We start from the raw sequence: 20,090 nt of genomic DNA, 5'->3' as shown, positions 1-20,090 counted from the left end.
GCGCGGGAACTGATGGGGCCCGGCCCGAGGGCCGGTTCGCGCACGCTTGATCGCGCGCGCCCGTGCGGCGGCGCCGGGCGAATCTTTCGCGGCGAGATCCCGGCTCCGGCGCCGTCGCGCCCCGTCGGCGCCGGTGCGCGGGCGGCGGCGCGTCCTCGTGGATGTCCCGGAGGGCAGGTGCAGACGCTCGCTCGGCGCGCGTGAGAGGGCCGTGTGGCGGCGATCGGGGGACGAGGTTCGCCGAACCGGCGGTCGTCGATCGCGAGAGATCGTCCTGGCGCGGCGGCGGGCGGCGCCGGCGTGGATGTCTGAAGAGACAGGTGATCGCGGGCGCAGTCGGCCGTCCGGCGCGGATGTCCGAACGGACATGTCACGCGAGGCGCCGCGCTGACCTGCGGGCGTGCGAGCGCCGCCCGCAGGTCAGCCGGGGATCGGGTCCTCGTCGTCGGGGATCAGGCAGGCCGACAGCTCGAAGAACATGAACACGAGCGCCTTCTCCTGCGGCGACAGGTCCGCTGTCTCGCAGCCGGTGGGGAACGGCTCGCCGATGCTGTCGCCGGAGGAGACGTGGATGTCGCTGTCGACCACGCGGCCGCACTGCTGCTCGGCCGGCGCGCCGACGGGAGCGTTGAAGGTGAAGTACTGCACCGTGTCCTCGGGCGAGTCGGTGTAGACCCACCGCGTCGAGGTCATCTCGTTGACCGAGTCGACGGTGTACTGCGCCTCCTTGATCTGCATCTCGCCGGGGACCATCGAGCCGCCGACGTTGATCATCCAGTCGGCCAGCGCCTGTCCCTTGGGGAAGGTGGTGTCGATCTTGGCGGTGACGGGGTTGGGCAGGTCGGGCTCGCTGACGAAGTCGGCGGTGCTCGGCCAGGGATCGGGCCCGCCCTCGATCCAGATGTTGTGCCAGTGCGACAGGAAGATCCGGCCGCCGAGGCCGGCGTAGTCGACCAGGTTCTGGCGCATCGCCGCCGACTTGGAGCCGCCGTTCTGGCCGCCCTCGCAGGCCATCAGGACCATGTCGTACTTCTTGTAGTTGTCGAGGCTGCCCCACAGCGTGCCGGCGCCGGTGAAGTCCGCGCCGCCGTTGAGGCTGTCGTCGTACTGGTCGGCCCCGCCGTTGCCCTCGTAGAGGTTGACGCGGCCGTCGCCGGCCTCGGGCGTGAACTCGCTGTCCTCGAGGCCGATCTTGCGCAGCAGGCACTCGAGCGGGTCGGCGCCGCCGGTGACGAGGGCGATCTTGGGGATGTGGCCCTCGCTCTGGTTCTTCGGCAGGCGCGTGAGGTCGTAGGGCGCGAGGTTGTCGGCGCACGGGACGATCTCGGGCAGGACGATCTCGCGGCGCCACTTGCCGACGCTGACCACCAGCGGGATGTTCTGCCCCGAAGGCACGCCGGTGAGCTTGAACTCGCCCTTGGTGTCGGTGAGAGCGGCGACGATCGGGTCGCCGGGCAGGCCGTCGCCGCAGGTGTCGCAGGTGACGCCCTCGACCACCGGCTCGAGCGGCCCCCCGGGCACGTACACGGTGATGTTGTAGAGCGGCAGCGTGCCCTCGGGCGCGTACACGATGCCCGACAGCGTGGTCATGTCGGGGTTGCCGTTGCACTGATCGATCTGGCACTCGAGGCCGACGCACGGCGGGCTGGTCGTGCTCGTGTCGGTGGCCGTCGGGTCGGTGGTGGTCGTCGTCGACGTCGGCGGGTTCGTGGTCGTCGTGGTGGTGCCCGCGGTCGGCTCTTCCGTGGTCTCGGCGTCGGTGGTGCCGGTCGATGTCCCGGTGGCGGTGATCGGGTCGGTCGTGAGCGTGGTGGGCGAGGTCGAGGTCTCGGTGCCGGTGGCCTGGGACGGGTCGCCGCAGGCGGCGAGGTCGGCCACGAAGGTGGATGCAAGGCAGGCGAAGGCGATGCGCTCGGCGCGATGTGCCATGGGGCTCTCCTATGCCGGCGATGCTACGCGATCTGCTTCTCCGGTGGCCACGCGCGCGGGCGATCGGGTAGAAATCTGGCGATGCGGAGGAGCGCGTTGATCGTGACGATCGTGTGCGGGTGCGCCCGCGCGCACGGGTCTGCGGTCGTCATGCCTCCGCGTCAGCCCCCAGCTGCTCGCGCGGCGGTCAGCGAGCGCGGCGACGTCGAGATCGGGCTCGGCGCGGTGACGGCCGCGGTCGCGGGGGCGCTGGTCGGCGTGGGCAGCTACGAGGCCTACCGCGCGGTGCGGACCCGGAACTACTGCACGCTCCAGAACTGGTTGCGGGACCCCGAGTACTCGACGCACTGCATGGGTCCGCTGGGCGGCGACCCGTTCGTCGCCGCTGTGGTGTCGAGCTCGCTGTCGTTCGCGTTCGCGGTGCCGATCGCGGTCGCCAGCGGGTTCCTCCTGCGCCGCGGGATCGTCACGCGACGCGCGTGGAAGGCCGCGCGACCGGCGAATAAGATGTCTTTTCGGCCATGGTCGAACGGTCAGACGACGTTCGGACTGACGTTCGGCCTGGCGTTCTAGCGCGCGGCGATCGCGAGGAGGTCGCTCAGGGCATGGTGGCGGGGACGACGGCCAGCGGGGGGACGTCGCTCGCCTCTTCGGGCGCGGGCTCGGGGGCGGGCGCGGCGGGGACGGCCCCGGCGGGCACGGTCGGGTCCGGTTGCGGGGCCTCGCGGGCGAGCAGGGGGTCGCCGCCGGGGGCCGGGCTGCCGCCGTCGAAGTCGAACATCAGGGCGTCGGTGAGGGCCATGCCCATGCGGGTGTAGCCGCGGCGGTTGAGGTGGAGGTGATCGGACATCGCCATGGCGGGCTGGGCGGTGGCCCAGTAGGCCATCGAGCCCTCGCCGCCCATGAACTGGACGGCGTCCCAGAAGGCGCAGCCGGCCTCGCGGGCGAGCTCGCGCTGGGCGGTGACGATGTCGGCGACGCGCGGGCGCGGGCCGAGCGAGTTGTCGGGGCGCTTGAGCGGGAAGTCGCCGGGGCCGACGAGCACGCAGCTGGTCTCGGGCGAGGCGCGGCGCAGGCGGGCGAGGACCTCGCGCAGGTTGTTCTTGTACACGCCGATCGGCTGGTCCTCGTCGACGGACTCGTTGGAGCCGTAGGCGAGGATGACGAGGTCGGGGGCGCGGCGCTTGTAATTGTCGGCCCACACGAACTCGTCCCACTTGAGGTGGTTCGAGGCCCGCGTGCCGCCGATGCCGAGCGTGTCGACGACCACGCCCCTGGCGTCGTTCTCGACGGTGACGCCGAACAGGCGCACCTCGCCGTCGCCGACCGGGCGGATCTCGATCGTCTCCGGCGGGCCGGGGCGCTCGAAGGTGTGGTAGCCGGGGCCGGGCTGCTTGGCCTTGGTGTCGACGGTGAACGCCTTCTTGCCGGCGAACAGCACCTGGAACTTGCCGCCGCCGGGCTGGCGCAAGAAGTAGAGGTCGTAGCGGCTGAGGGCCGGCGGCTCGGCCTTGCGGTCGAGCGGCGGATTAAAGGAGACCCGCGTCACCTCGCGCTTCTTGCTGGTCGACGCGCTGGCGCCGAGGAGGCCGAAGTAGCCGTCGGCACGCGACTCGGAGCGCTGGGCGTGCTCGATCTTCCAGCCGCGCGAGTTCTCGATCGTGCACGCGAAGGGCCGGGTGAACTTGCTCGGCTTGACGAGCGGGTAGAAGCCGAGGCCGCCGTCGCCGAAGCGCTTCTGCAGGTAGGCGCGCAGGTAGGTCGGGTAGATGTCGGCCGCTGTGTGCGAGGCGCCGTACACCAGCACGCGGACCTTGCCGTCGTCGTCGAGGCCCTGGTCGAGGCGGCGCAGGGCCTCGTGGAAGTGCTGCAGCGGATCGTCGGCGCCGCGCTGGAGGAGGATGAACTGGCCGAGCGCGTTGCCGTTGATCGCGGGAGCGACGCCGGTGCCGCCCGGGCCGACGCCCTCGGAGCCGGGCAGGGCGTCGAGGTTACCGGGGCCCGCGCCGGGCATGAGCGCGGCCTGGAGGTCGCCGCCGGCTGCGATCGGGATCACAGGGAAGGGTTGCCCGGCGCTGTCTTCCAGCAAGGCCGCGCGCTCGCCGAGGATCGCTCGCTGGGCCCACAGCCGGGCGTCCCGCGCGGCGTCGGTGAGCGCGGGGGTCGGGCCGGGCGGCGGTACTTGCACCTGCACCGGCGCGGGACCGGTGGTCGGACCGGGCGCGGGATCGGAAGGGGGGACCGCCTGTGCTGGTTGCGCAGGGCCCGGCGTGACGCAGCCAGGCCCGCAGGCGAGACCCACAGATGCGACGACGGCTGCCGCGAGGAGCCGCATGTTCACCGGCCTCACCCGAGGAACATTGGCCGCTCGCGCCGAGGGAGTCAAATTTGCCGGAAACGGGCTCCTGGAGGGGGCTGGGAGGGGTCTGCGCGATATCGCGCGGGCCGCTCGGCCGTGGGCTTGCACGGAGGACAGGACCCGAGGGGCAGGTGAGCGTGCGGCCTCGCCGTGGGCCACGTGAGGCCGGTGAGGCCTGTCGCGCACGGGATTTCACGGGGCCCGCACGGTCTGCGCCTGACGAGAATTTTGTTGCGCGCGAGACCCGGTCCACGGTTAAAAGGCACGAGGGAGCATGCCTGCAGCGCATCACAAACCGGGGAGGCGGCCGTGTTGAGCCGGTCGGTCCGCTGGTTTGAAGCGTGCGCTGCGTTCGTCGAATTTCTGTGTGTCGTGTTGCGTTGTCTGGTGACGGGTCCGCGTTACCTGCGTGAAACGTTGCGAGTGATGGACCTCCTGGTCCGGCGCTGCCTGATCCCGGTCGGGTTGGCGGTCGCGCCGGTGGGCGCGGTGATCTCGCTGCAGGGCGCGGGGCTGTTCCGCATGTTCGGCGCCGAGAGCCTGCTGTCGTCGCTGCTGGCGACCGCGATCTTCCGCGAGTACAGCCCGGCGCTGGCGTCGGTGATGGTGGCGGCGCAGGCGGGCTCGTCGATCGCGGCGCGGATCGGGACGATGAAGGTGCGCGGGCAGATCGACGCGCTGGCGGTGATGTCGGTCGACCCGGTCCGCTACGTGGTGGTGCCGGGGCTCATCGCCTGCGTGATCGTGACGCCGCTGCTCAGCGTGCTGACGACGCTGCTCGGGCTCGTCAGCGGGTGGTTCTTCGCCGTGCCGGTGATGGGCGTCGACCACGGGTCGTTCCTCGCCAACCTCTACGCGCAGGTGTCGCTCGTCGACCTGTGGGTCGGGCTCGGCAAGTGCATGGCCTTCGGGACAGCCGTGGGCCTGATCGCCGGCTTCCTCGGGCTGCGCACCACCGGCGGCGCGACCGGGGTCGGCAAGGCGGCCAACGACACGGTGACGATGACGATCGTGCTGATCCTCGTCGCGGACTACTTCGTCAGCATGCTGCTGCTGAGTTTGGGGGTGTAGGCGTGGAGTTCCTGCACTTCGTCCGTCGCGCGTTCGTCGCCCAGTTCAGCGGGCCGCCGCCGCGCGACGAGTTCGTGCGCCACGCGCTCGACGCGGGGGTCGGCAGCCTGCCGCTGCTGACGCTGCTGACGATCTTCGCCGGCATGAACCTGTCGGTGCAGGCCTACGGCACGTTCGTCCGCTTCGGCGGGCAGGACCTGCTCGGGCTGTTCTGCGGGGTCGGCGGGATCCGCGAGCTGTACCCGGTGATGGCGGCGGTGATCTGCGGCGCGCGCATCGGCGCGACGCTGGCCGCCAGCCTGGCCAACATGCAGATCAGCGAGCAGGTCGAGGCGCTCGAGGTGATGGCGGTCGACCCGATGCGCCTGCTGGTCGCGCCGCGGCTGTGGGCGGTGACGCTGATGCTGCCGCTCTTGTGCGGCTACGCCGACGTCGTCGGCCTCGCGGCCAGCTACTACGCGGCGACCGAGCAGATGGGGGTCAACGGCGGGACCTTCATGGAGCAGGTCCGCGACATCGTGCACCTCAGCGACCTGGCCGCCGGGGTGTTCAAGGGCGTGGTGTTCGGCTGGCTGGTGGCGATCGTGTCCTGCTACCACGGCTACCGCGCGCTCAAGCGCGACGGCGCCGAGGGCGTCGGGGTGGCGACCAACCGCGCGATCGTCCACTCGGCGGTGCTGTGCATCGTCCTCAACATGTTCCTGTCGGCGCTGCTGTACGTGAGGTGATCATGGCCGAGCAACAACCAGCGATCACGCTCGAGAGGGTCTGCAAGTCGTTCGGGACCAATCACGTGCTGCGCGACGTGTCGCTGGTGCTGCCGGCCGGGAAGATCCTGGTGGTGCTCGGGCCCTCGGGCACCGGCAAGTCGGTGCTGCTGCGCTGCCTGGTCGGCCTGATGAAGCCGGACTCGGGCCGGATCTTCGTCGAGGGCCAGGACATCACCGCGCTCGACGAGCGCCGCTCGGCCGACCGCGAGCAGATGTTCGCGCTGCGCCGCAAGTTCGGCATGCTGTTCCAGGACGGCGCGCTGTTCGACGACATGTGCGTCGGCGACAACGTGGCGTTCCCGCTGCGCCAGCACGAGAAGATGTCGGAGAAGGCGATCGCGGCGCGGGTCGACGAGTACCTGTGCGCGGTCGGGCTGGCGGGGGTGCAGCGCAAGATGCCGTCGGAGCTGAGCGGCGGGATGCGCAAGCGGGTGGCGTTCGCGCGGGCGATCGCGCTGCGGCCGAAGATCGTGCTGTGCGACGAGCCGTCGTCGGGCCTCGACCCGGTGATGTCGGCGACGCTCGACGAGCTGATCCTCGACCTGCACCGCAAGTTCGGCATGACCTTCGTGGTCATCAGCCACGACACCGCCGAGGCGCGCACGATCGCCGACTACATCGGACTCCTCTACAAGGGCGAGCTGCAAGAGTACGGGCCCAAGGAGCAGGTGCTCCGCTCGAGCCGCCGGGCCATCAATCAGTTCTTCGACCGATCCACGGACGGGCCGATCCAGGTCCTGTGAGGTGAAGCCATGAACACGCGCTACCTATCCCTCGCCATCTTCGTCTCGGTGACGCTGGCCGCGCTGGCCGCGTTGGCGTGGACGCTCGGCGCGTTACCCAAGGCCGGCACGCACTATCGCCTCCACCTCGACGACGCCGGCGGGCTGGTCGAGGGCAACGCGGTCCGCATCGCGGGGGTGCAGATCGGGCAGATCAAGAAGATCGGGATCGACGGCAACCAGGCGCTGCTCGAGCTGCGCATCGACCCGGAGGTGCAGCTCTTCGCCGAGACGTGCGCGTCGCCGCAGATGAAGGGCCTGCTCGGCGAGAAGTTCCTGCACCTGCGCCAGCCGACCGTCGGGACGCCGCTGCCCCCCGGCTCCGCCATCCCCTGCGTCGACCCGAGCGTCGACATCGGCGAGGCGCTCAACGCGATGAACGGGGTGGTCGAGGGCGACGAGGCGCTCTACGGCCACGTGGTCCGCATCGTCAAGCGCATGGACACGCTGACCAAGGCGCTCGACGAGGGCGGCCTGCCGAGCGAGCGCCTCGACCGCATGCTCGGCGAGGTCGAGACGATGCTGACCAGCACGAAGGAGATGCTGGCCGAGAACCGCGAAGACCTGCGCGCGATCGTCAAGGCGACGCGGGCCCACCTCGAGAACCCGAACGTCGGGCGCATCATCGACCGCGGCGGGTCGATCCTCACTGTGCTCGACCAAAAGCTGCCGGGGCTGCTCGACAGCGGCAAGAAGCTGCTCGGCGACGGCGAAGAGGCGCTGGCGAAGGTCGAGAAGCTGGTCGACGCGGTCGACGCCGGCAAGGTCGAGGCGATGCTGGCCGACGGCGGCGCGGCGGTGAAGAACCTGCGCAAGCTCAGCGAGGAGTTCCAGGGCGTCGGCAAGTCGATGATGCCGATGCTCAAGGACCTGGCGACGATCGCCCACCGCGGCGCGGCCATCAACGAGAAGCTGATCCGCGACTTCTTCCAGATCGAGGGCTTCCGCGTGCGCCTGGCGGTGCCGTACGGGGTGCGCGGGAAGGTCGAGAAGCTCGAGGAGTAGGTCCGCTCGCCGGCTGGGGCGACGATCACGGGAGGGCCGGAGCTCGTCGAGCTGCGGCCCTCGACGCGTACGGCGGGCGGTGTGAGCAGCGCGGGGGCGAAACGATGGTGGCGCCCCGAGCATCGGGACTTTGAGACATGCGCTTACGACCATGTTCGAGCGAACATGCGTGCAAGGGCATGCCCTCTCGGGCATGCCCTCGCGGACAGGAGTACGCGCTTCAGCGCGGGCGCAGGCCGGCGCAGGCGGGGCCGGGGCCGAGGCGGGCGAGGGCGCCCTCGACCTCGTCCGCGAGCTGCTCCTTGGCGGGGTAGCGCTCGAGGTAGAGCGCGTAGGCGCAGCGGGCCTCGTCGGTGCGGGCGGCGGCCTTGAGGAGGCGGGCGAGGTCGAGCAAGGCGGCGCGGGCCGGCGGGCTGTCGGGGTGGTCGGAGACGAGGCGGTCGAGCACGCGGATGGCGGCGTCGCGGCGGCCGGCGGCGAGCAGGGCGTCGGCGTGGCGGGCCAGCTCGGACGGGCCGGCCGCGGGGTCGATCGCGTCGTCGTCCGCGGCCGGGGCGACGGCGAGCGGGGTGCGGGCGCCGTCGGGGGCGATCCAGGTGGCGACGCCGGTGCGCAGCTCGGCCTCGGTGCGGGTGCCGGCGACGACGATGAGGACGCGGCCCTGGGCGATCTCGACGGTGCCGCCGGGCGTCTCGACCTGGAGCAGCTCGGGGCCGGCGTGGGCGGCGACGGTGACGTCGTAGCGGCCCTCGGTCAGCTCGACCTGCCACGGCCCGCGCACCACCGTCGGCGGGCCCTCCTCGGCGACCACCCGGACGCTGGCGGCCAGCGCCGGCGGGGCGGTGTGGGCCGCCTCGACCGTGGTCGCTGCGACAGGTTCAAAAGTACCTGTCTTGGAGGACATGAACGAAGGGCGGGCCCACAGCAGCGCCACGGCGGCCGCGGCGGCCAGGCCGACGCCGACGTAGAGGCGGCGAGAGTCGCGGCGGCGGGCCTGGAAGCCGGCGAACACGGCGTCCGAGCTGACCTTGAGGACAGGTGCCGGCGCGGTCCGGGCGGCCTGCACCAGGCGCAGCAGCTCGGGCGAGCGCACGGCGGGCTCGTCGGGGTCGGGGGGGCGAAGATCGATGCTCATTCGTCCCTCCAGGGGATCCCCAGGGCTGCGCAGAGGAGCTGCTCGGCGCGGCGGGTGCGGTAAGAGACGGTGCTGATCGGGACGCCGAGGGCGGCCGAGGCCTCGTGCAGGTTCATGCCCTCGATCGCGCGGGCGACGAAGGACTCGCGGAGCTTGTCGGGCAGCTCGCCGAGCGCGCGGTAGAGCCGCTCGCGCTGCTGGGTGGCCTCGAAGTCGGCCTCGGGGGTGGCGACCACGTCGCCGGCGGCGTGCGACGAGGCGATGTCCTCGCGGCGACGGCGGCGGCGCTGGGAGTCCCACCAGTTGCGCACGCGGTTGGCGGCGATGGTGTAGAGCCAGGTGCCGAGCTGGGCGTCGCCGCGGAAGCGCCCGAGCGCGGAGAAGGCGGAGATGAAGACCTCCTGGACCAGGTCGTCGACCGACGAGGCGTCGCCGGTCATGCGGAAGACCTGGCGGGCGACCCTCTCCTTGTAGGCCTCGAAGATCGCCGCCTGGGCTGCCCGGTCGCCGTCCTGCGCGGCTGCCAGGACGGCAGCGCTCTCCACGTCCCTGACTGCGGCCCGGGTCGTCATGGCCGGCCAGAGTGTAGCGGAGGTGAGCACGGAGCTATAGACCGTGCGGGCCGTCGCGATTACAAGCCCGCGCTAATTGAACGCGACGCCGATCACCAGGCCCAGCATCCACTGCGCCGGACCGCGGCGGAACCGCGCTCCGTGGCGGGGGACCGTCCGCGAAGGCAGCACGAGATCGATCCCGGTGCGGGCGCCGAGGAACAGGCGCCGACCGCGGTATTGCACCGTCGCGCCGATCTCCGTCGCAGACATCCAGTCGACCACGAAGCGGTCGAGGTCGCGGGCGCGGGACCTCAACACGTGGGCAATCACATGTCCTCCGAGCCAGATGCGCCGATCGGGCAGGGCTGCGCCCGCGGCGATGCCGCCGCCGAAACGGAGGTGAAACAGCGACACGTGTCCGGGCGCGGCGCCCCCGAGCGAGAGGCTGGCGATCGGCTGCAGGTGCTCGCGCAGGAGCCACGCGCCGCCCATCACGTCGACGCCGCCCTCGACCAACTTCGGACCGACCTCGATGCGCGGGCCGAGGCCGAGCCAGCCGGACACCGGCGCCGGGCGCGGGGCTGGAGGAGCGATCGCGGGCCTGCCGGAGCGTGGGGGGCTCGGGGCCTCGTCCATGAGGAGCGCGAGGCTGGCGGCGAGCTCGCGGCTGCGGTCGTCCCGGTTGGCGCCAGAGAGCGCGACGCGGCGCTGGCGCGTGGTGCCGTCGGGGGCGCGCAGGTGGACGTCGACCTGGTCGGCGGTGGGACCGGGGTGGACGCTGATCGTCCAGGCGTCGAGGTCGTCGCCGACGCGGGTGCGCAGGCCGGACTCGGTGCGCCGGGGGTCGACGGCGTCGGTGTGCAGCTCGAGCGGGGGCGACAGGAGCATCAGCGAGGCGAGCAGCGCGAGCTGAGGCGCGAGGGCCACGGGCCGCAGTGGTGCCAAAAATCGCGGCGTTTGGCCAGCGATGATGCAGTTCGCGGGCGAGGGGTGCGCGGCACGCCCGTGAAGTCGTGAAGGAAGGAGGCGGTCGAGCGCTGCCCGGGGCGTGGACAGCCGCGGATCGCCGCGGCACGCTCGCGCCGTGCCCGTCGACCGCGACCGCTGGAACGCCTGCCGCTTCGATCCGACCGCGAGGGTCGGGCACTACGAGAGCTACTTTCAGCGGGCCAACCATCCGACGCGGCCGCTGGCGTGGTGGATCCGCTACACCGTGTTCTGTCCCAAGGGACAGCCGGAGCGCGCGGTCGGTGAGCTGTGGGCGATCTGGTTCGACGGCGAGCGCGGCACCATCGCCGCGGCCAAGCAGGTGGTGCCGTGGCCCGACTGCGCGTTCGCCCGCGATCGCCTGGCGGTGCGCGTCGGCGCGGCGACGCTCGACGATCGCGGCCTGCGGGGGGCGGCGACCGGCGCGGCCCACTCCTTCGCGTGGGAGCTGGCGTACACCAGCCCGGAGCCGCCGCTGCTGCTGCTGCCCGCCAACCTGTACGCGGGCGGGTTCCCGAAGGCCAAGGCGTTGGTCGGTTCGCCGAACGCGGCGTTCACCGGGACGATCACGGTCGACGGCGAGGCGCACGCGATCGACGGGTGGGTCGGCAGCCAGTGTCACAACTGGGGCTCGCGCCACACCGACCGCTACGCGTGGGGCCAGGTGGCCGGCTTCGACGGGGCGCCGGACAGTTTTTTCGAGTGCGCGACGGCGCGGCTGAAGTTCGGGCCGCTGTGGACGCCGCCGATGACGCTGCTGGTGCTGCGCGTCGAGGGCGAGCAGATCGCGCTCAACTCGCTGGGGCAGGCGGCGCGCGCGAGCGGGCGGGTGGCGATCGGCGGGCCCGAGTTCACGTGGGAGCTGCGCTCGCGGCGGGCCGGGGTCGAGGTCGAGGCGCGGATCTTCGCCCCGCGCGAGGCCTTCGTCGGGCTCGCGTACGGCAACCCGCCCGGCGGGGTCAAGACCTGCCTCAACAGCAAGATCGCCGGCTGCGAGCTGCGCCTGCGCCGGCCCGGGCGCCCCGAGCTGGTGCTGCGCAGCGGTCGCGCGGCCTTCGAGGTCCTGACCGACGAGACCGGCCACGGGGTGCCGGTCGTGGCCTGAGGGACATGTTATGAAAGACATGCTCGAAGGGGCATGTTCTTGCGAACATGCCCCTTCTTGCAGGAGGTTACGGGCGCGGGGACGGGGTCACTCGCCGCGGGCGGCGGCGCGGCGGGCGAGGACCTGGTCCATCTTGGCCGGGTTGAAGATGTTGGCCCGCTTGTGGTGGTTGGCGTGCATGTAGAGGCCGAACCAGATGCGGTTGCCGAGCCAGTAGAGGCCGTGGTCGAGGTTGACGGGCTTGTAGTCGCCGGCCGGCGAGAGGGCGTTGTGGGTGACCCAGTTGAAGTGGGCGACGTGGACCCAGCCGACGGCTTGGGCGGGCAGCCACAGGCAGAAGAACGCCTCGGGGCCGAGCAGCAGCCAGAACGCGAGGTTGAGCGGGATCATGACCGAGAAGCTGAGCACGCTGCGCAGCTGCTCGCGCCGGCGCATCTCGGGGGTGTCGCCGAACTGGTCGTAGGCCTGGTTCTGCAGCTGCTTCTCGACGTTGACGAGCATCGTGCGGGCGAGGAAGCGCCAGAAGCTCGGCATCACGTGGTGCGGGTCGCGCTCGGGGTCGTCGGAGTAGCGGTGGTGACGCTGGTGGATGATCTCCCACGAGGCGTAGCGGGTGATCACGAGGACGCCGGCGATCTCGCCGATCAGGCGGTTGACGGCCCGCGGGAAGTTGCCGTGGCAGCAGTTGTGGATGAAGACGTTGAGCAGGATGTGGACGTAGATGACGACCGGCAGCAGCGCGAGGTACCACCACTGCCACTCGACCAGCGGGGCCTGGCCGGTGGCCAGGATCCACGCGTCGAGGGCGAGGAAGGCGGCCAGGTACGCCCCGTCGTAGAGGAAGTAGAACCACTCGTTCCTGCGGTACTGGACCGAGGGCTGGGCGGTGAGCCAATACGAGAGGGAGTTGGCGAGGCCGGTGTGAGCGGTCACGGTGCAGACGGGCGCGGACGGGCGCGGGGGCAGGGATATCACGCGGGCCGGGGGCCGTCGAGATTGTCCCCACGCGCGTGAAGATTGAGGCGGCCCGGCCCCCGCAGTATGGTGCCGCGGCGATGGCCTCTCAGGGCGAGTTCGCCGGTGCGAAGCCGGCTGCGCAGGCGCGGGAGCGCGAGCGCGAGACCTGGCTCGTGCGCCATCCGGCGGAGTGGCGCCAGGTCGGGATCGTCGGCGCGTACCTGGGCCTGCTGGCGCTGATGTTCTTCGCGCCGGCGTGGCGCCACCCGCTGCCGTTCGTGCTGGCGTGCCTGCTGAGCTTCCTCAACGCGGTGGTGATCCACAATCACATGCACCGCGGGATCTTCCACTCGCACCGGCTCAACCTGATCTGGCGCGGCGTGCTGTCGTTCGGCGCGCTGTACCCGGCGTCGGCCAACGTGCCGGCGCACAACCTGGTGCACCACCACTTCGCCGACGACGGTCAGCCCGACTGGGCCGACCCGTCGCACGTGGCGTTCCGCTGGCACCTGCTCAACCTGATCCACTTCCCCAACATCGCCGGGCCCAACACGTTCGCCGGGGTCGGCCGCTGGGCCCAGGTGACGAAGCAGCAGGGCTTCGTCCGCCAGTACGTGACCGAGCTCGTGGTCGCGTTCGGGCTGACCGGCGCGGCGCTGCTGTACGACTTCTGGGGCGCGCTGCTGTTCATCGTCCTGCCGCAGCTGTACGGGGCGCGCTGCATCCTCCGCATCAACCTGATCCAGCACGACGCGACCGACCCGTCGAGCGAGTGGAACCACTCGCGCAACTTCGTCGGCCGGTGGTTCAACTGGATCATGTGCAACAACGGCTACCACACGATCCACCACAACCGCGCCGGGCTGCACTGGACCGAGCTGGCCGAGGCCCACCGCCGCGAGGTCGCGCCGCACATCGAGCCGCGCCTCGACGAGCCGAGCATGGTGCTGTACCTGCTGCGCACGTTCGTGCTGCGCCCGCGCCGGCCGGTGATGCGCGCCCGCGCCGGCGGCGAGGCCGAGCTGCTGGCGCGGACCGAGCGGCGCGCGGCGGCGGAGAAGCAGGCGGCGCGCGAGCAGGCCGGGCCGGAAGGAGCGGCGGCGTGAGCGGGTTCCCGGCGGCGCTGGCGTACGCGGCGCTGGCGATCTTCTGGCTCAACACGCTGCTCGTCATGGCCGCGGGCTGGGGCGAGTGCGCCCGCCTGCTGCGCCGCTGGGGCGCGCGGGCGCGGCCGGGCGTGGTGGTCGAAGGGACAGGTCCCGAAGGACAGATCGCGATCCACCGCGTGCGCCAGGTCGGGCGCTCGAAGGGCGACGCGAACATCTGGTTCCACGACCGGGCCCACGAGGGCGAGGTGCTCGGCGGGGTGGTCGCGGTCGGGGCCGAGCGGCGAGCGCTCGCCGACGCGACGGTGTGGGTCAGCCAGGCGCGCCAGCGGGCGGCGGCGGCCTGCCCGGACGCGCAGGCGTTCGCGGCCGCGAAGCCGCCGGCGACCCGCGCGGCCGGCTGGGCGCGCGCGGTCGAGGTGTCCCTCGGGACAGGCGATCGCGTGTGGCTGTCCGAAGGGCCAGATGGCCTGTTGCTCGCGGACGCCGACCCGGCGCGGTGGCGGCGGAAGGTCGCGGGGTTGACGGTCGCGCTGGTGCTCGGCCTCGGGCTCGCCGGCGCGCTGTGCACGGCGCTGTGCCTGTGGCCGCCGGTGTTCGGGACGGTCAGCAAGCTGGGAGCGCTGGCGTCCCTGGTGGTGTTCAACCTGTTCCAGCTGTTCGGCAAGCTGCACCACGAGGCGATCCAGCCGCCGGGCAACCTGGCGCTGCGGGGCGTCTGGCGCGCGCCGGGGTAGCGGCGCGACCGGGCCACGTCGAGCGGGCCTCGCCGGGTCGCGGCGCCGCTATCGAGCGCGCGGCGGCGCGCGAGGCGGAGTCGATCCGCGGCGGCGAGGTCGAGTAAGGTGAGGGCGATGCGAGCGTTCGCGCAGGTCCTGATCTTCGTCGGTGCGTCGGGTTGTTTCTCGCCGGCGGGCACCAGCTCCGCGACGACAGAGGGCGGCCCGGGCAGCGCGTCGGAGACCGAGGGGATGAATTCGACGTCGCCGACGAGCACGAGCACGAGCACGAGCACGAGCACGAGCACGAGCACGACCGGCGAACCGACGACGGGCCCGGCGGCGACGGTGACGGCGACCAGCCTCCCGACCGACGCGACCACCGCGGTGATGACAGACCCGAGCGAGGGGACGACCGACGCGACCGGCATGACCGGCGAGCCGGTCTGCGGCGACGGCGTCACCCTGGCCCCCGAGGAGTGCGACGACGGCAACCTGAACGACGGCGACGACTGCCTGAACAGCTGCATGTTCGCGTCCTGCGGCGACGGCGTGATCCACGAGGGCGTGGAGCAGTGCGACGACGGCAACCTGTCCGAGGGCGACGGCTGCGATGCGCTGTGCGGACAGGAGGAGCCGCCGCTGACGCCGCGCTACGTGTTCGTCACCAGCAAGAAGTACACCGCGGCGAAAGTGGGGAGCCTGGACCATGCCGACATGGAGTGCGAGGCGCTGGCCGGGGCCGTCGGGGCCTCACCCTCGCTGGCGGGCCGTAACTTCAAGGCCTGGCTGTCGGACACCGACGAGACCGCGCAGCAGCGGATCGGCGACTGGCTCGGCGCGTACGTGCTGCCCGACGAGTCGCTGGTGGTGATCGGCTCGGCGGGGTTGGCCGCCGGCGTGCTGATGAACCCGATCGGCGTCGACGAGCACGGCACGTCGTTGCCGACCGAGATGGAGTCGTGTGAGAGCAGCAGCGAGGGCGTGTGGACCGGGACCACGGCGCTCGGTCTGACCGCGGAGACGTGTGGCGACTGGACGGCGGACGCCGGCCTCGGGCTCATCGGCAGCTTCGCGGCCAAGGACAGCACGTGGACGGAATGCGCGTCGCGCCAGTGCGCGCTGCCGTTCCGCCTGTACTGCATCGAGGTCGAGTGATCGCGTGACTGCGGGGCTCCGGTACCGGCGAGTTCAAGGCGGTTGCCGGGGGGCGAAATCGCACTGAACACCCGTGGATCTTGGCGCGCGTCCGCGCGCAGGTAGCCTGTGCAGAAATGCGCATCGGCCGAGCCGCGGGCTCCGGACAGGACATGTGGGGGGTGCTGCCGGGCTACGGGCTGGTGCTGTGGGTGCTGGCGGCGCTCGCGTGCGCGCTGCTGCCGCTGCCGCGCTGGCTGGTCGACCTGCTGCTCACGGCGAGCCTGGCGGGCTCGATCATCGCCCTGGTCGCGAGCGTGACGGCGCGACGCAGCGCGGAGCTCCTGGGGTTCCCGCGGCTGTTGCTGCTGATGACGCTGACGCGGATGGCGCTCAACATCACGACGACGCGGCTGATCCTGCGCGACGCCGACGCGGGCGAGGTGATCGCGGCGTTCTCGACGCTGGTGATCGAGGACGACCTGCTGGTCGGGGCGGTGGTGTTCGCGATCGTGACGGTCGTGCAATTCGTGGTGGTGGCCCGCGGCGGCGAGCGCATCGCCGAGGTCGCGGCGCGCTTCGCCCTCGACGGTCTGCCGGGGCACCAGGCGGCGATCGAGGCCGATCTGCGGGCCGGGGCGATCTCGCCGGCGGAGGCGTCGCGGCTGCGGGCGCGGCTGCGCGAGCGCTCGAACTTCTACGGGGCGATGGACGGCGCCGCGAAGTTCATCCGCGGCGACGCGATCCTCGGGCTGGTGCTCACGAGCATCAACGTGATCGGCGGCCTGGCCGTGGGGCTGCGCGACGGGCTCGGGCTGGCGGCGTCGCTCGAGCTGTACGGGCGCCTGGCGATCGGCGACGGCTTGCTGGCGCAGGTGCCGGCGCTGCTGGTCGGGCTGGCGGGGGCGCTGCTGATCGCCCGGGTCGACCGCGAGGAGCCGGCGACGCGCCGCGCGTCCTGGTGGACCCCGGGGGTCGTGGCGGCGCCGGCGGGGCTGCTGGCCGGGCTGGCGCTGGCGCCGGGGATGCCGGCCGCGGCGTTCTTGACGACGGCGGCCGGGCTGGCGGCGCTGGCGTGGGGGCTGCGCGGGCGGGCGCCGGGGCGGCGCATCATCGTCTGTCTTCCGGGACATGACGCGAGGGACATCCAGGCGTTGCAGCGGCCGCTGGCGGAGCTGCGCCGCCGCTGCGCGGTCGCGCTGGGGGTCGAGGTGCCGCCGATCGTGGCCGCGCCGGGGCCGGCGTTCGCGGTGCGGCTCGGGGAGCTGGCGCTGGCGGGGCCGGAGGACCTGCCGGGGCCGGCGCGGGCGCTGAGCGTGCTGCCGGATCCGGGCGAGCGCGGCGGGGATTCGCAAGATGATTCTTCGGACAGGGTCGATAGGTCCTGGTCTTCAGGGCATGCCGCGACGGACAGGATCGTGATGGCGACGTTCCGGGCGGTGATGCGGGGGGCGGAGGCGCTGGTCGACCTGCGGACGATCGCGGCGGCGCTGGAGCAGGCGCGTGGGCGGGAGCCGGCGGTCACGCGCGAGGCGCTGGCGGCGATCGGGCCGGCCGACCTGCTGGGGCTGGTGCGCGGGCTGGTGCGCGAGCGGGTCCCGCTGCCGCCGTTCACGGCGCTGCTCGAGGCGGTCGCGTCGGAGCCGCTGCTCCGCCAGGCGAGCGAGCGCGGGCGCTGGCTGGAGGCGCTGCGCGAGCGGCTGGCGCCGCAGTGGGTGCGCGAGGTGGTGGCGGCGCACGCACGCCTGGGGCCGGTGACGTGGGCGCGACCGGAGGCCGACGCGGAGGCGGCGCTGCTGTCACGGGCGGTCCACGGGGAGCGCGGGCTGCGGCTGGCGATCGACGGGCGGGCGCGGCAGGCGTGGCGGTCGCGCGTGACGCTGCAGAACGTTGTCGCGAGCGGTGAAACCGAGGAGAGGCCGCCGCCGATCGTGGTCTGTTCGCCGCGGGCGCGACCGGTGTTCGCGCTGTTGCTGGCCCGCGGAGCGCCGCACGTGACGGTGCTGAGCACGGCGGAGCTGCAGGAGGTCGACCTGCCGCTGCCGGGCGAGCCGGACGGGCCGGCGGTGCGGTGGTTCGAGGCGCCGGCGCACGCGGGCGGCGCCTCACGCGGGCGGGCGTTGCCGGGCGAGCGCGACACGGCGTAGCTTTCGCGGCCTATGGGCGGCAAGGCGACGCTTTACTGGGATTACATCAAGCTCGAGGAGCTGCTCGCGCTGCAGACGGGCGTCGAGCCCGACGAGTCGGAGCTCGAGAACGACGAGGTGATGTTCATCGTCATCCACCAGATCGACGAGCTGTGGTTCAAGCTGGCCATCCGCGAGCTGGTCCGGGTCCGCAACCTGTTCGCCCAGGAGAAGGTGCGCGAGCAGTCGCTGTCCGACGCGGTCCGCGGGATCCGCCGCACCGCCTTGCTGTTCGACCAGGTGGCGCATCACTTCCGCCTGATGGAGACGATGACGACGCGCGACTACCTCGGCTTCCGCGACAAGCTGAGCCCGGCGAGCGGGTTCCAGTCGGCGCAGCTGCGGGAGATCGAGATCATCATGGGACTCCAGGTGAACGACCGGATCCCGCTCGGCCACGACAACGACTACCTGCGGGCGCTCCGCTACCCCGACGGGCGCGTGTCGCCGGCGTCGAAGCGGGTCGAGGCGCGGCTCAAGGACGTGCCGACGCTGCTCGAGGCGATCAACGAGTGGCTGCACCGCACGCCGATCCAGGGCTCGACGCCGGAGCAGGACGGCGACACCGAGAACGTGCGCCGGTTCGTCGAGAACTACCTCAAGGCGCAGGCGATCGAGGCCGAGGAGGCGATGATCCTGGTGCGCGACTCGGCGCCGGGCGAGGCCGACCGGCGCCGCATCGAGGAGCGCTACCACAAGGAGCGGATCAAGGCGCGCGAGTTCTTGCTGGCCGAGGAGGTGCCGGAGGAGGACCGGCCGCGGGTGGCGCGGGTGCGGGCGGCGCTGCTGTTCATCGAGAGCTACCGCGAGCTGCCGCTGCTGGCCTGGCCGCGCGAGGTGCTCGACGGGCTGGTGGAGCTCGAGCAGGCGTTCGTGATCTTCCGCCAGCGGCACGCGCGGATGGTCGAGCGGGTGATCGGGCGCCGCACCGGCACCGGCGGCTCGGCGGGGGTCGACTACCTCGAGCAGACGGCGCTGCGGTACCGGGTGTTCCGCGAGCTGTGGGCGGTGCGCACGTTGATGATCCGCAAGACGGCCCTGCCGCCGCTGCGCGGGCCCGACGTCTACGGCTTCGTCGCCAAGGAATAAGGCATGGCGCGCGGTCCGAAGGTCATCGTCATCGGCGGCGGCACGATGGGCTCGGCGACGGCTTGGGCGCTGGCGGCCCGCGGCGCCGCGGTCACGGTGCTCGAGCGCTTCTCGCACGTGCACGAGTACGGCAGCCACTCCGGCTTCACCCGCATCACCCGCGAGTCGTACCACGAGGGGGCCGGCTACGTGCCGCTGGTCCGCCGCGCCGACGCGCTGTGGCAGGCGCTCGGCGAGCGGGTCGGCGAGCGCCTGCTGGTGCGCACGGGCATGGTCGAGTTCGGGCCGGAGAGCGACCCCGAGTACGCGGGGGCGATCGCGGCCTGCCGCGCGGCGGCGGTCGCCCACGAGCTGATGGACGCCGCCGAGGCGCGCCGGCGCTTCCCGATCGCGGTGCCGGACGGGTGGACGGCCTGCTTCACCCCGTCGGGCGGTTACCTGCGCGTTGGGCCATGTCTCGAAGCGCTAAAACGAGAGGCCATATCCCTCGGGGCAGATTGGCGCACGGGCGCGCGGGTCCGCGAGGTCGCGCTCGGCGAGCGGCCGCGGGTGCTGCTCGACGAGGGGACGCTGCTGCCGGCCGACCAGGTGGTGGTGACGGCGGGGGCGTACCTGCCGGGGCTGCTGCCCGGGTTCTTGCCCGGCAGGCTCAAGGTGCTGCGGCGGGTGCTGGCGTGGACGCGCCCGGACCCGCTCGAGGTGCCGCGGCTGGCGGCGATGCCGGTGTGGGCCGGGTTCACGCCGCAAGGCTTCATGTACGGGTTCCCGCACGGCGACGAGGGCGTGACCGGCTTCAAGCTGGCCTGTCACGCGCCGACCGCGGACCCGTCGGAGGCGGCGGTCGATCCGGAGCGCGTCGACCGATCGATCCACCCGGCCGACCTGGCGCCGCTGGCGGGCTTCCTCGACGCGTATCTGCCGGCCGGGCGCGGCGAGTTCGTGCACGCGACGGTGTGCCTGTACACCTGCACGCCGTCGACGGACTTCGTGATCGATCGTGTCCCCGGGGACAGGCGCGTGTGGGTGGCCGGCGGGTTCTCGGGCCACGGCTTCAAGTTCGCGCCGGCGATCGGCGAGCTGGTGGCCGAGGCGGTGGTCACCGGCGAGGCGCCCGAGGCCCTGCGAGCGTTCGCGCGCGCGCGCCACGGGGGGTGATCGGCAGTCGGCGCCGACGACGCGGGGGCGAGGCGGGCGTCTGC

General features: G+C 72.4%; 19 protein-coding genes. 12 read left to right on the top strand and 7 right to left on the bottom strand.

From position 1 onward, the window contains the following. Positions 1 to 420: 420 nt before the first annotated feature. Together K7C98_RS17825 and K7C98_RS43700 are read right to left on the bottom strand one after the other, a co-directional pair. Complete coding sequence (locus K7C98_RS17825; RefSeq protein ID WP_224192882.1) at positions 421 to 1,929, bottom strand: carboxypeptidase regulatory-like domain-containing protein; 1,509 nt, start codon at positions 1,927 to 1,929, stop codon at positions 421 to 423. A gap of 23 nt (positions 1,930 to 1,952) precedes the next feature. Then, complete coding sequence (locus K7C98_RS43700) at positions 1,953 to 2,081, bottom strand: hypothetical protein (RefSeq protein ID WP_263429581.1); 129 nt, start codon at positions 2,079 to 2,081, stop codon at positions 1,953 to 1,955. On the opposite strand from K7C98_RS43700, the gene K7C98_RS17820 reads away from it, so the two are divergent. Further along, positions 2,080 to 2,502, top strand: coding sequence for a hypothetical protein (locus K7C98_RS17820; protein ID WP_224192881.1), 423 nt, complete (start codon positions 2,080 to 2,082; stop codon positions 2,500 to 2,502). The two genes, K7C98_RS43700 and K7C98_RS17820, sit on opposite strands and share 2 nt — an antisense overlap. Before the next feature lie 25 nt (positions 2,503 to 2,527). On the opposite strand, the gene K7C98_RS17815 is transcribed toward K7C98_RS17820, so the two are convergent. Further along, complete coding sequence (locus K7C98_RS17815) at positions 2,528 to 4,123, bottom strand: GDSL-type esterase/lipase family protein (RefSeq protein ID WP_224192880.1); 1,596 nt, start codon at positions 4,121 to 4,123, stop codon at positions 2,528 to 2,530. Positions 4,124 to 4,714: 591 nt separating this feature from the next. Between K7C98_RS17815 and K7C98_RS17810 the strand changes: the two genes are divergently transcribed. From K7C98_RS17810 to K7C98_RS17795, 4 genes are read left to right on the top strand one after another with little or no spacing between them, the layout of a single operon-like run. Continuing rightward, on the top strand, positions 4,715 to 5,359 hold the full coding sequence (locus K7C98_RS17810; RefSeq protein WP_224192879.1) for an MlaE family ABC transporter permease: 645 nt from the start codon (positions 4,715 to 4,717) through the stop codon (positions 5,357 to 5,359). A 2-nt stretch (positions 5,360 to 5,361) separates the two neighbouring features. Continuing rightward, the gene (locus tag K7C98_RS17805) at positions 5,362 to 6,087 is read left to right on the top strand and encodes an MlaE family ABC transporter permease (protein WP_224192878.1); all 726 of its coding nucleotides are present in this window, start codon (positions 5,362 to 5,364) and stop codon (positions 6,085 to 6,087) included. Between the two features lie 2 nt (positions 6,088 to 6,089). Further along, complete coding sequence (locus K7C98_RS17800; protein ID WP_224192876.1) at positions 6,090 to 6,872, top strand: ABC transporter ATP-binding protein; 783 nt, start codon at positions 6,090 to 6,092, stop codon at positions 6,870 to 6,872. A gap of 9 nt (positions 6,873 to 6,881) precedes the next feature. Then, entirely contained in the window at positions 6,882 to 7,916 is a 1,035-nt protein-coding gene (locus K7C98_RS17795; RefSeq protein ID WP_224192875.1) for an MlaD family protein, read from the top strand. Between the two features lie 220 nt (positions 7,917 to 8,136). On the opposite strand, the gene K7C98_RS17790 is transcribed toward K7C98_RS17795, so the two are convergent. The 3 genes from K7C98_RS17790 to K7C98_RS17780 all read right to left on the bottom strand — a co-directional run bounded on the left by K7C98_RS17790 (position 8,137) and on the right by K7C98_RS17780 (position 10,532). Beyond that, on the bottom strand, positions 8,137 to 9,051 hold the full coding sequence (locus K7C98_RS17790; RefSeq protein ID WP_224192874.1) for a tetratricopeptide repeat protein: 915 nt from the start codon (positions 9,049 to 9,051) through the stop codon (positions 8,137 to 8,139). Then, positions 9,048 to 9,623 carry an RNA polymerase sigma factor gene (locus tag K7C98_RS17785; protein WP_224192873.1) on the bottom strand — a complete coding sequence of 192 codons (576 nt, stop codon included), beginning with the start codon at positions 9,621 to 9,623 and terminating at the stop codon, positions 9,048 to 9,050. The genes K7C98_RS17790 and K7C98_RS17785 overlap by 4 nt, the downstream gene beginning before the upstream one ends. Positions 9,624 to 9,695: 72 nt before the next feature. Continuing rightward, positions 9,696 to 10,532 (bottom strand): hypothetical protein, encoded by an 837-nt coding sequence (locus tag K7C98_RS17780; RefSeq protein ID WP_224192872.1) that lies wholly within the window; start codon positions 10,530 to 10,532, stop codon positions 9,696 to 9,698. Positions 10,533 to 10,689: 157 nt separating this feature from the next. On the opposite strand from K7C98_RS17780, the gene K7C98_RS17775 reads away from it, so the two are divergent. Continuing rightward, positions 10,690 to 11,697 carry a hypothetical protein gene (locus K7C98_RS17775; protein ID WP_224192870.1) on the top strand — a complete coding sequence of 336 codons (1,008 nt, stop codon included), beginning with the start codon at positions 10,690 to 10,692 and terminating at the stop codon, positions 11,695 to 11,697. Positions 11,698 to 11,784: 87 nt separating this feature from the next. On the opposite strand, the gene K7C98_RS17770 is transcribed toward K7C98_RS17775, so the two are convergent. Then, positions 11,785 to 12,630, bottom strand: coding sequence for a fatty acid desaturase family protein (locus K7C98_RS17770; protein ID WP_224192869.1), 846 nt, complete (start codon positions 12,628 to 12,630; stop codon positions 11,785 to 11,787). Between the two features lie 122 nt (positions 12,631 to 12,752). On the opposite strand from K7C98_RS17770, the gene K7C98_RS17765 reads away from it, so the two are divergent. The 6 genes from K7C98_RS17765 to solA all read left to right on the top strand — a co-directional run bounded on the left by K7C98_RS17765 (position 12,753) and on the right by solA (position 20,046). Continuing rightward, a complete protein-coding gene (locus tag K7C98_RS17765; protein ID WP_224192868.1) occupies positions 12,753 to 13,760 on the top strand; it encodes a fatty acid desaturase family protein in 1,008 nt (335 codons plus the stop codon). Beyond that, positions 13,757 to 14,497 carry a hypothetical protein gene (locus K7C98_RS17760; RefSeq protein WP_224192867.1) on the top strand — a complete coding sequence of 247 codons (741 nt, stop codon included), beginning with the start codon at positions 13,757 to 13,759 and terminating at the stop codon, positions 14,495 to 14,497. Before K7C98_RS17765 ends, K7C98_RS17760 begins: the two co-directional genes overlap by 4 nt. Before the next feature lie 117 nt (positions 14,498 to 14,614). Beyond that, positions 14,615 to 15,637 (top strand): DUF4215 domain-containing protein, encoded by a 1,023-nt coding sequence (locus K7C98_RS17755; RefSeq protein WP_224192866.1) that lies wholly within the window; start codon positions 14,615 to 14,617, stop codon positions 15,635 to 15,637. A gap of 116 nt (positions 15,638 to 15,753) precedes the next feature. After that, positions 15,754 to 17,763 (top strand): FHIPEP family type III secretion protein, encoded by a 2,010-nt coding sequence (locus K7C98_RS17750; protein ID WP_224192865.1) that lies wholly within the window; start codon positions 15,754 to 15,756, stop codon positions 17,761 to 17,763. Positions 17,764 to 17,775: 12 nt separating this feature from the next. Beyond that, complete coding sequence (locus K7C98_RS17745; RefSeq protein WP_224192864.1) at positions 17,776 to 18,891, top strand: tryptophan 2,3-dioxygenase family protein; 1,116 nt, start codon at positions 17,776 to 17,778, stop codon at positions 18,889 to 18,891. Between the two features lie 3 nt (positions 18,892 to 18,894). Continuing rightward, entirely contained in the window at positions 18,895 to 20,046 is a 1,152-nt protein-coding gene (solA, locus tag K7C98_RS17740) for an N-methyl-L-tryptophan oxidase (RefSeq protein ID WP_224192863.1), read from the top strand. Positions 20,047 to 20,090 lie beyond the last annotated feature (44 nt).

This window comes from Nannocystis pusilla (assembly GCF_020073745.1).
Lineage (GTDB): Bacteria > Myxococcota_A > Polyangia > Nannocystales > Nannocystaceae > Nannocystis > Nannocystis radixulma.
Note: the sequence above shows the minus strand (reverse complement) of the source record. Positions and strands in the feature narration are given on the sequence as shown.

Coding starts and splice junctions, on each gene's coding strand:
- K7C98_RS17825 (WP_224192882.1), bottom strand. CDS start 1,929: ATGGCACATCGCGCCGAGCGCATCGCCTTCGCCTGCCTTGCATCCACC.
- K7C98_RS17745 (WP_224192864.1), top strand. CDS start 17,776: ATGGGCGGCAAGGCGACGCTTTACTGGGATTACATCAAGCTCGAGGAG.
- K7C98_RS17820 (WP_224192881.1), top strand. CDS start 2,080: ATGCCTCCGCGTCAGCCCCCAGCTGCTCGCGCGGCGGTCAGCGAGCGC.
- K7C98_RS17785 (WP_224192873.1), bottom strand. CDS start 9,623: ATGACGACCCGGGCCGCAGTCAGGGACGTGGAGAGCGCTGCCGTCCTG.
- K7C98_RS43700 (WP_263429581.1), bottom strand. CDS start 2,081: ATGACGACCGCAGACCCGTGCGCGCGGGCGCACCCGCACACGATCGTC.
- solA (WP_224192863.1), top strand. CDS start 18,895: ATGGCGCGCGGTCCGAAGGTCATCGTCATCGGCGGCGGCACGATGGGC.
- K7C98_RS17810 (WP_224192879.1), top strand. CDS start 4,715: ATGGACCTCCTGGTCCGGCGCTGCCTGATCCCGGTCGGGTTGGCGGTC.
- K7C98_RS17800 (WP_224192876.1), top strand. CDS start 6,090: ATGGCCGAGCAACAACCAGCGATCACGCTCGAGAGGGTCTGCAAGTCG.
- K7C98_RS17765 (WP_224192868.1), top strand. CDS start 12,753: ATGGCCTCTCAGGGCGAGTTCGCCGGTGCGAAGCCGGCTGCGCAGGCG.
- K7C98_RS17755 (WP_224192866.1), top strand. CDS start 14,615: ATGCGAGCGTTCGCGCAGGTCCTGATCTTCGTCGGTGCGTCGGGTTGT.
- K7C98_RS17795 (WP_224192875.1), top strand. CDS start 6,882: ATGAACACGCGCTACCTATCCCTCGCCATCTTCGTCTCGGTGACGCTG.
- K7C98_RS17750 (WP_224192865.1), top strand. CDS start 15,754: ATGCGCATCGGCCGAGCCGCGGGCTCCGGACAGGACATGTGGGGGGTG.
- K7C98_RS17790 (WP_224192874.1), bottom strand. CDS start 9,051: ATGAGCATCGATCTTCGCCCCCCCGACCCCGACGAGCCCGCCGTGCGC.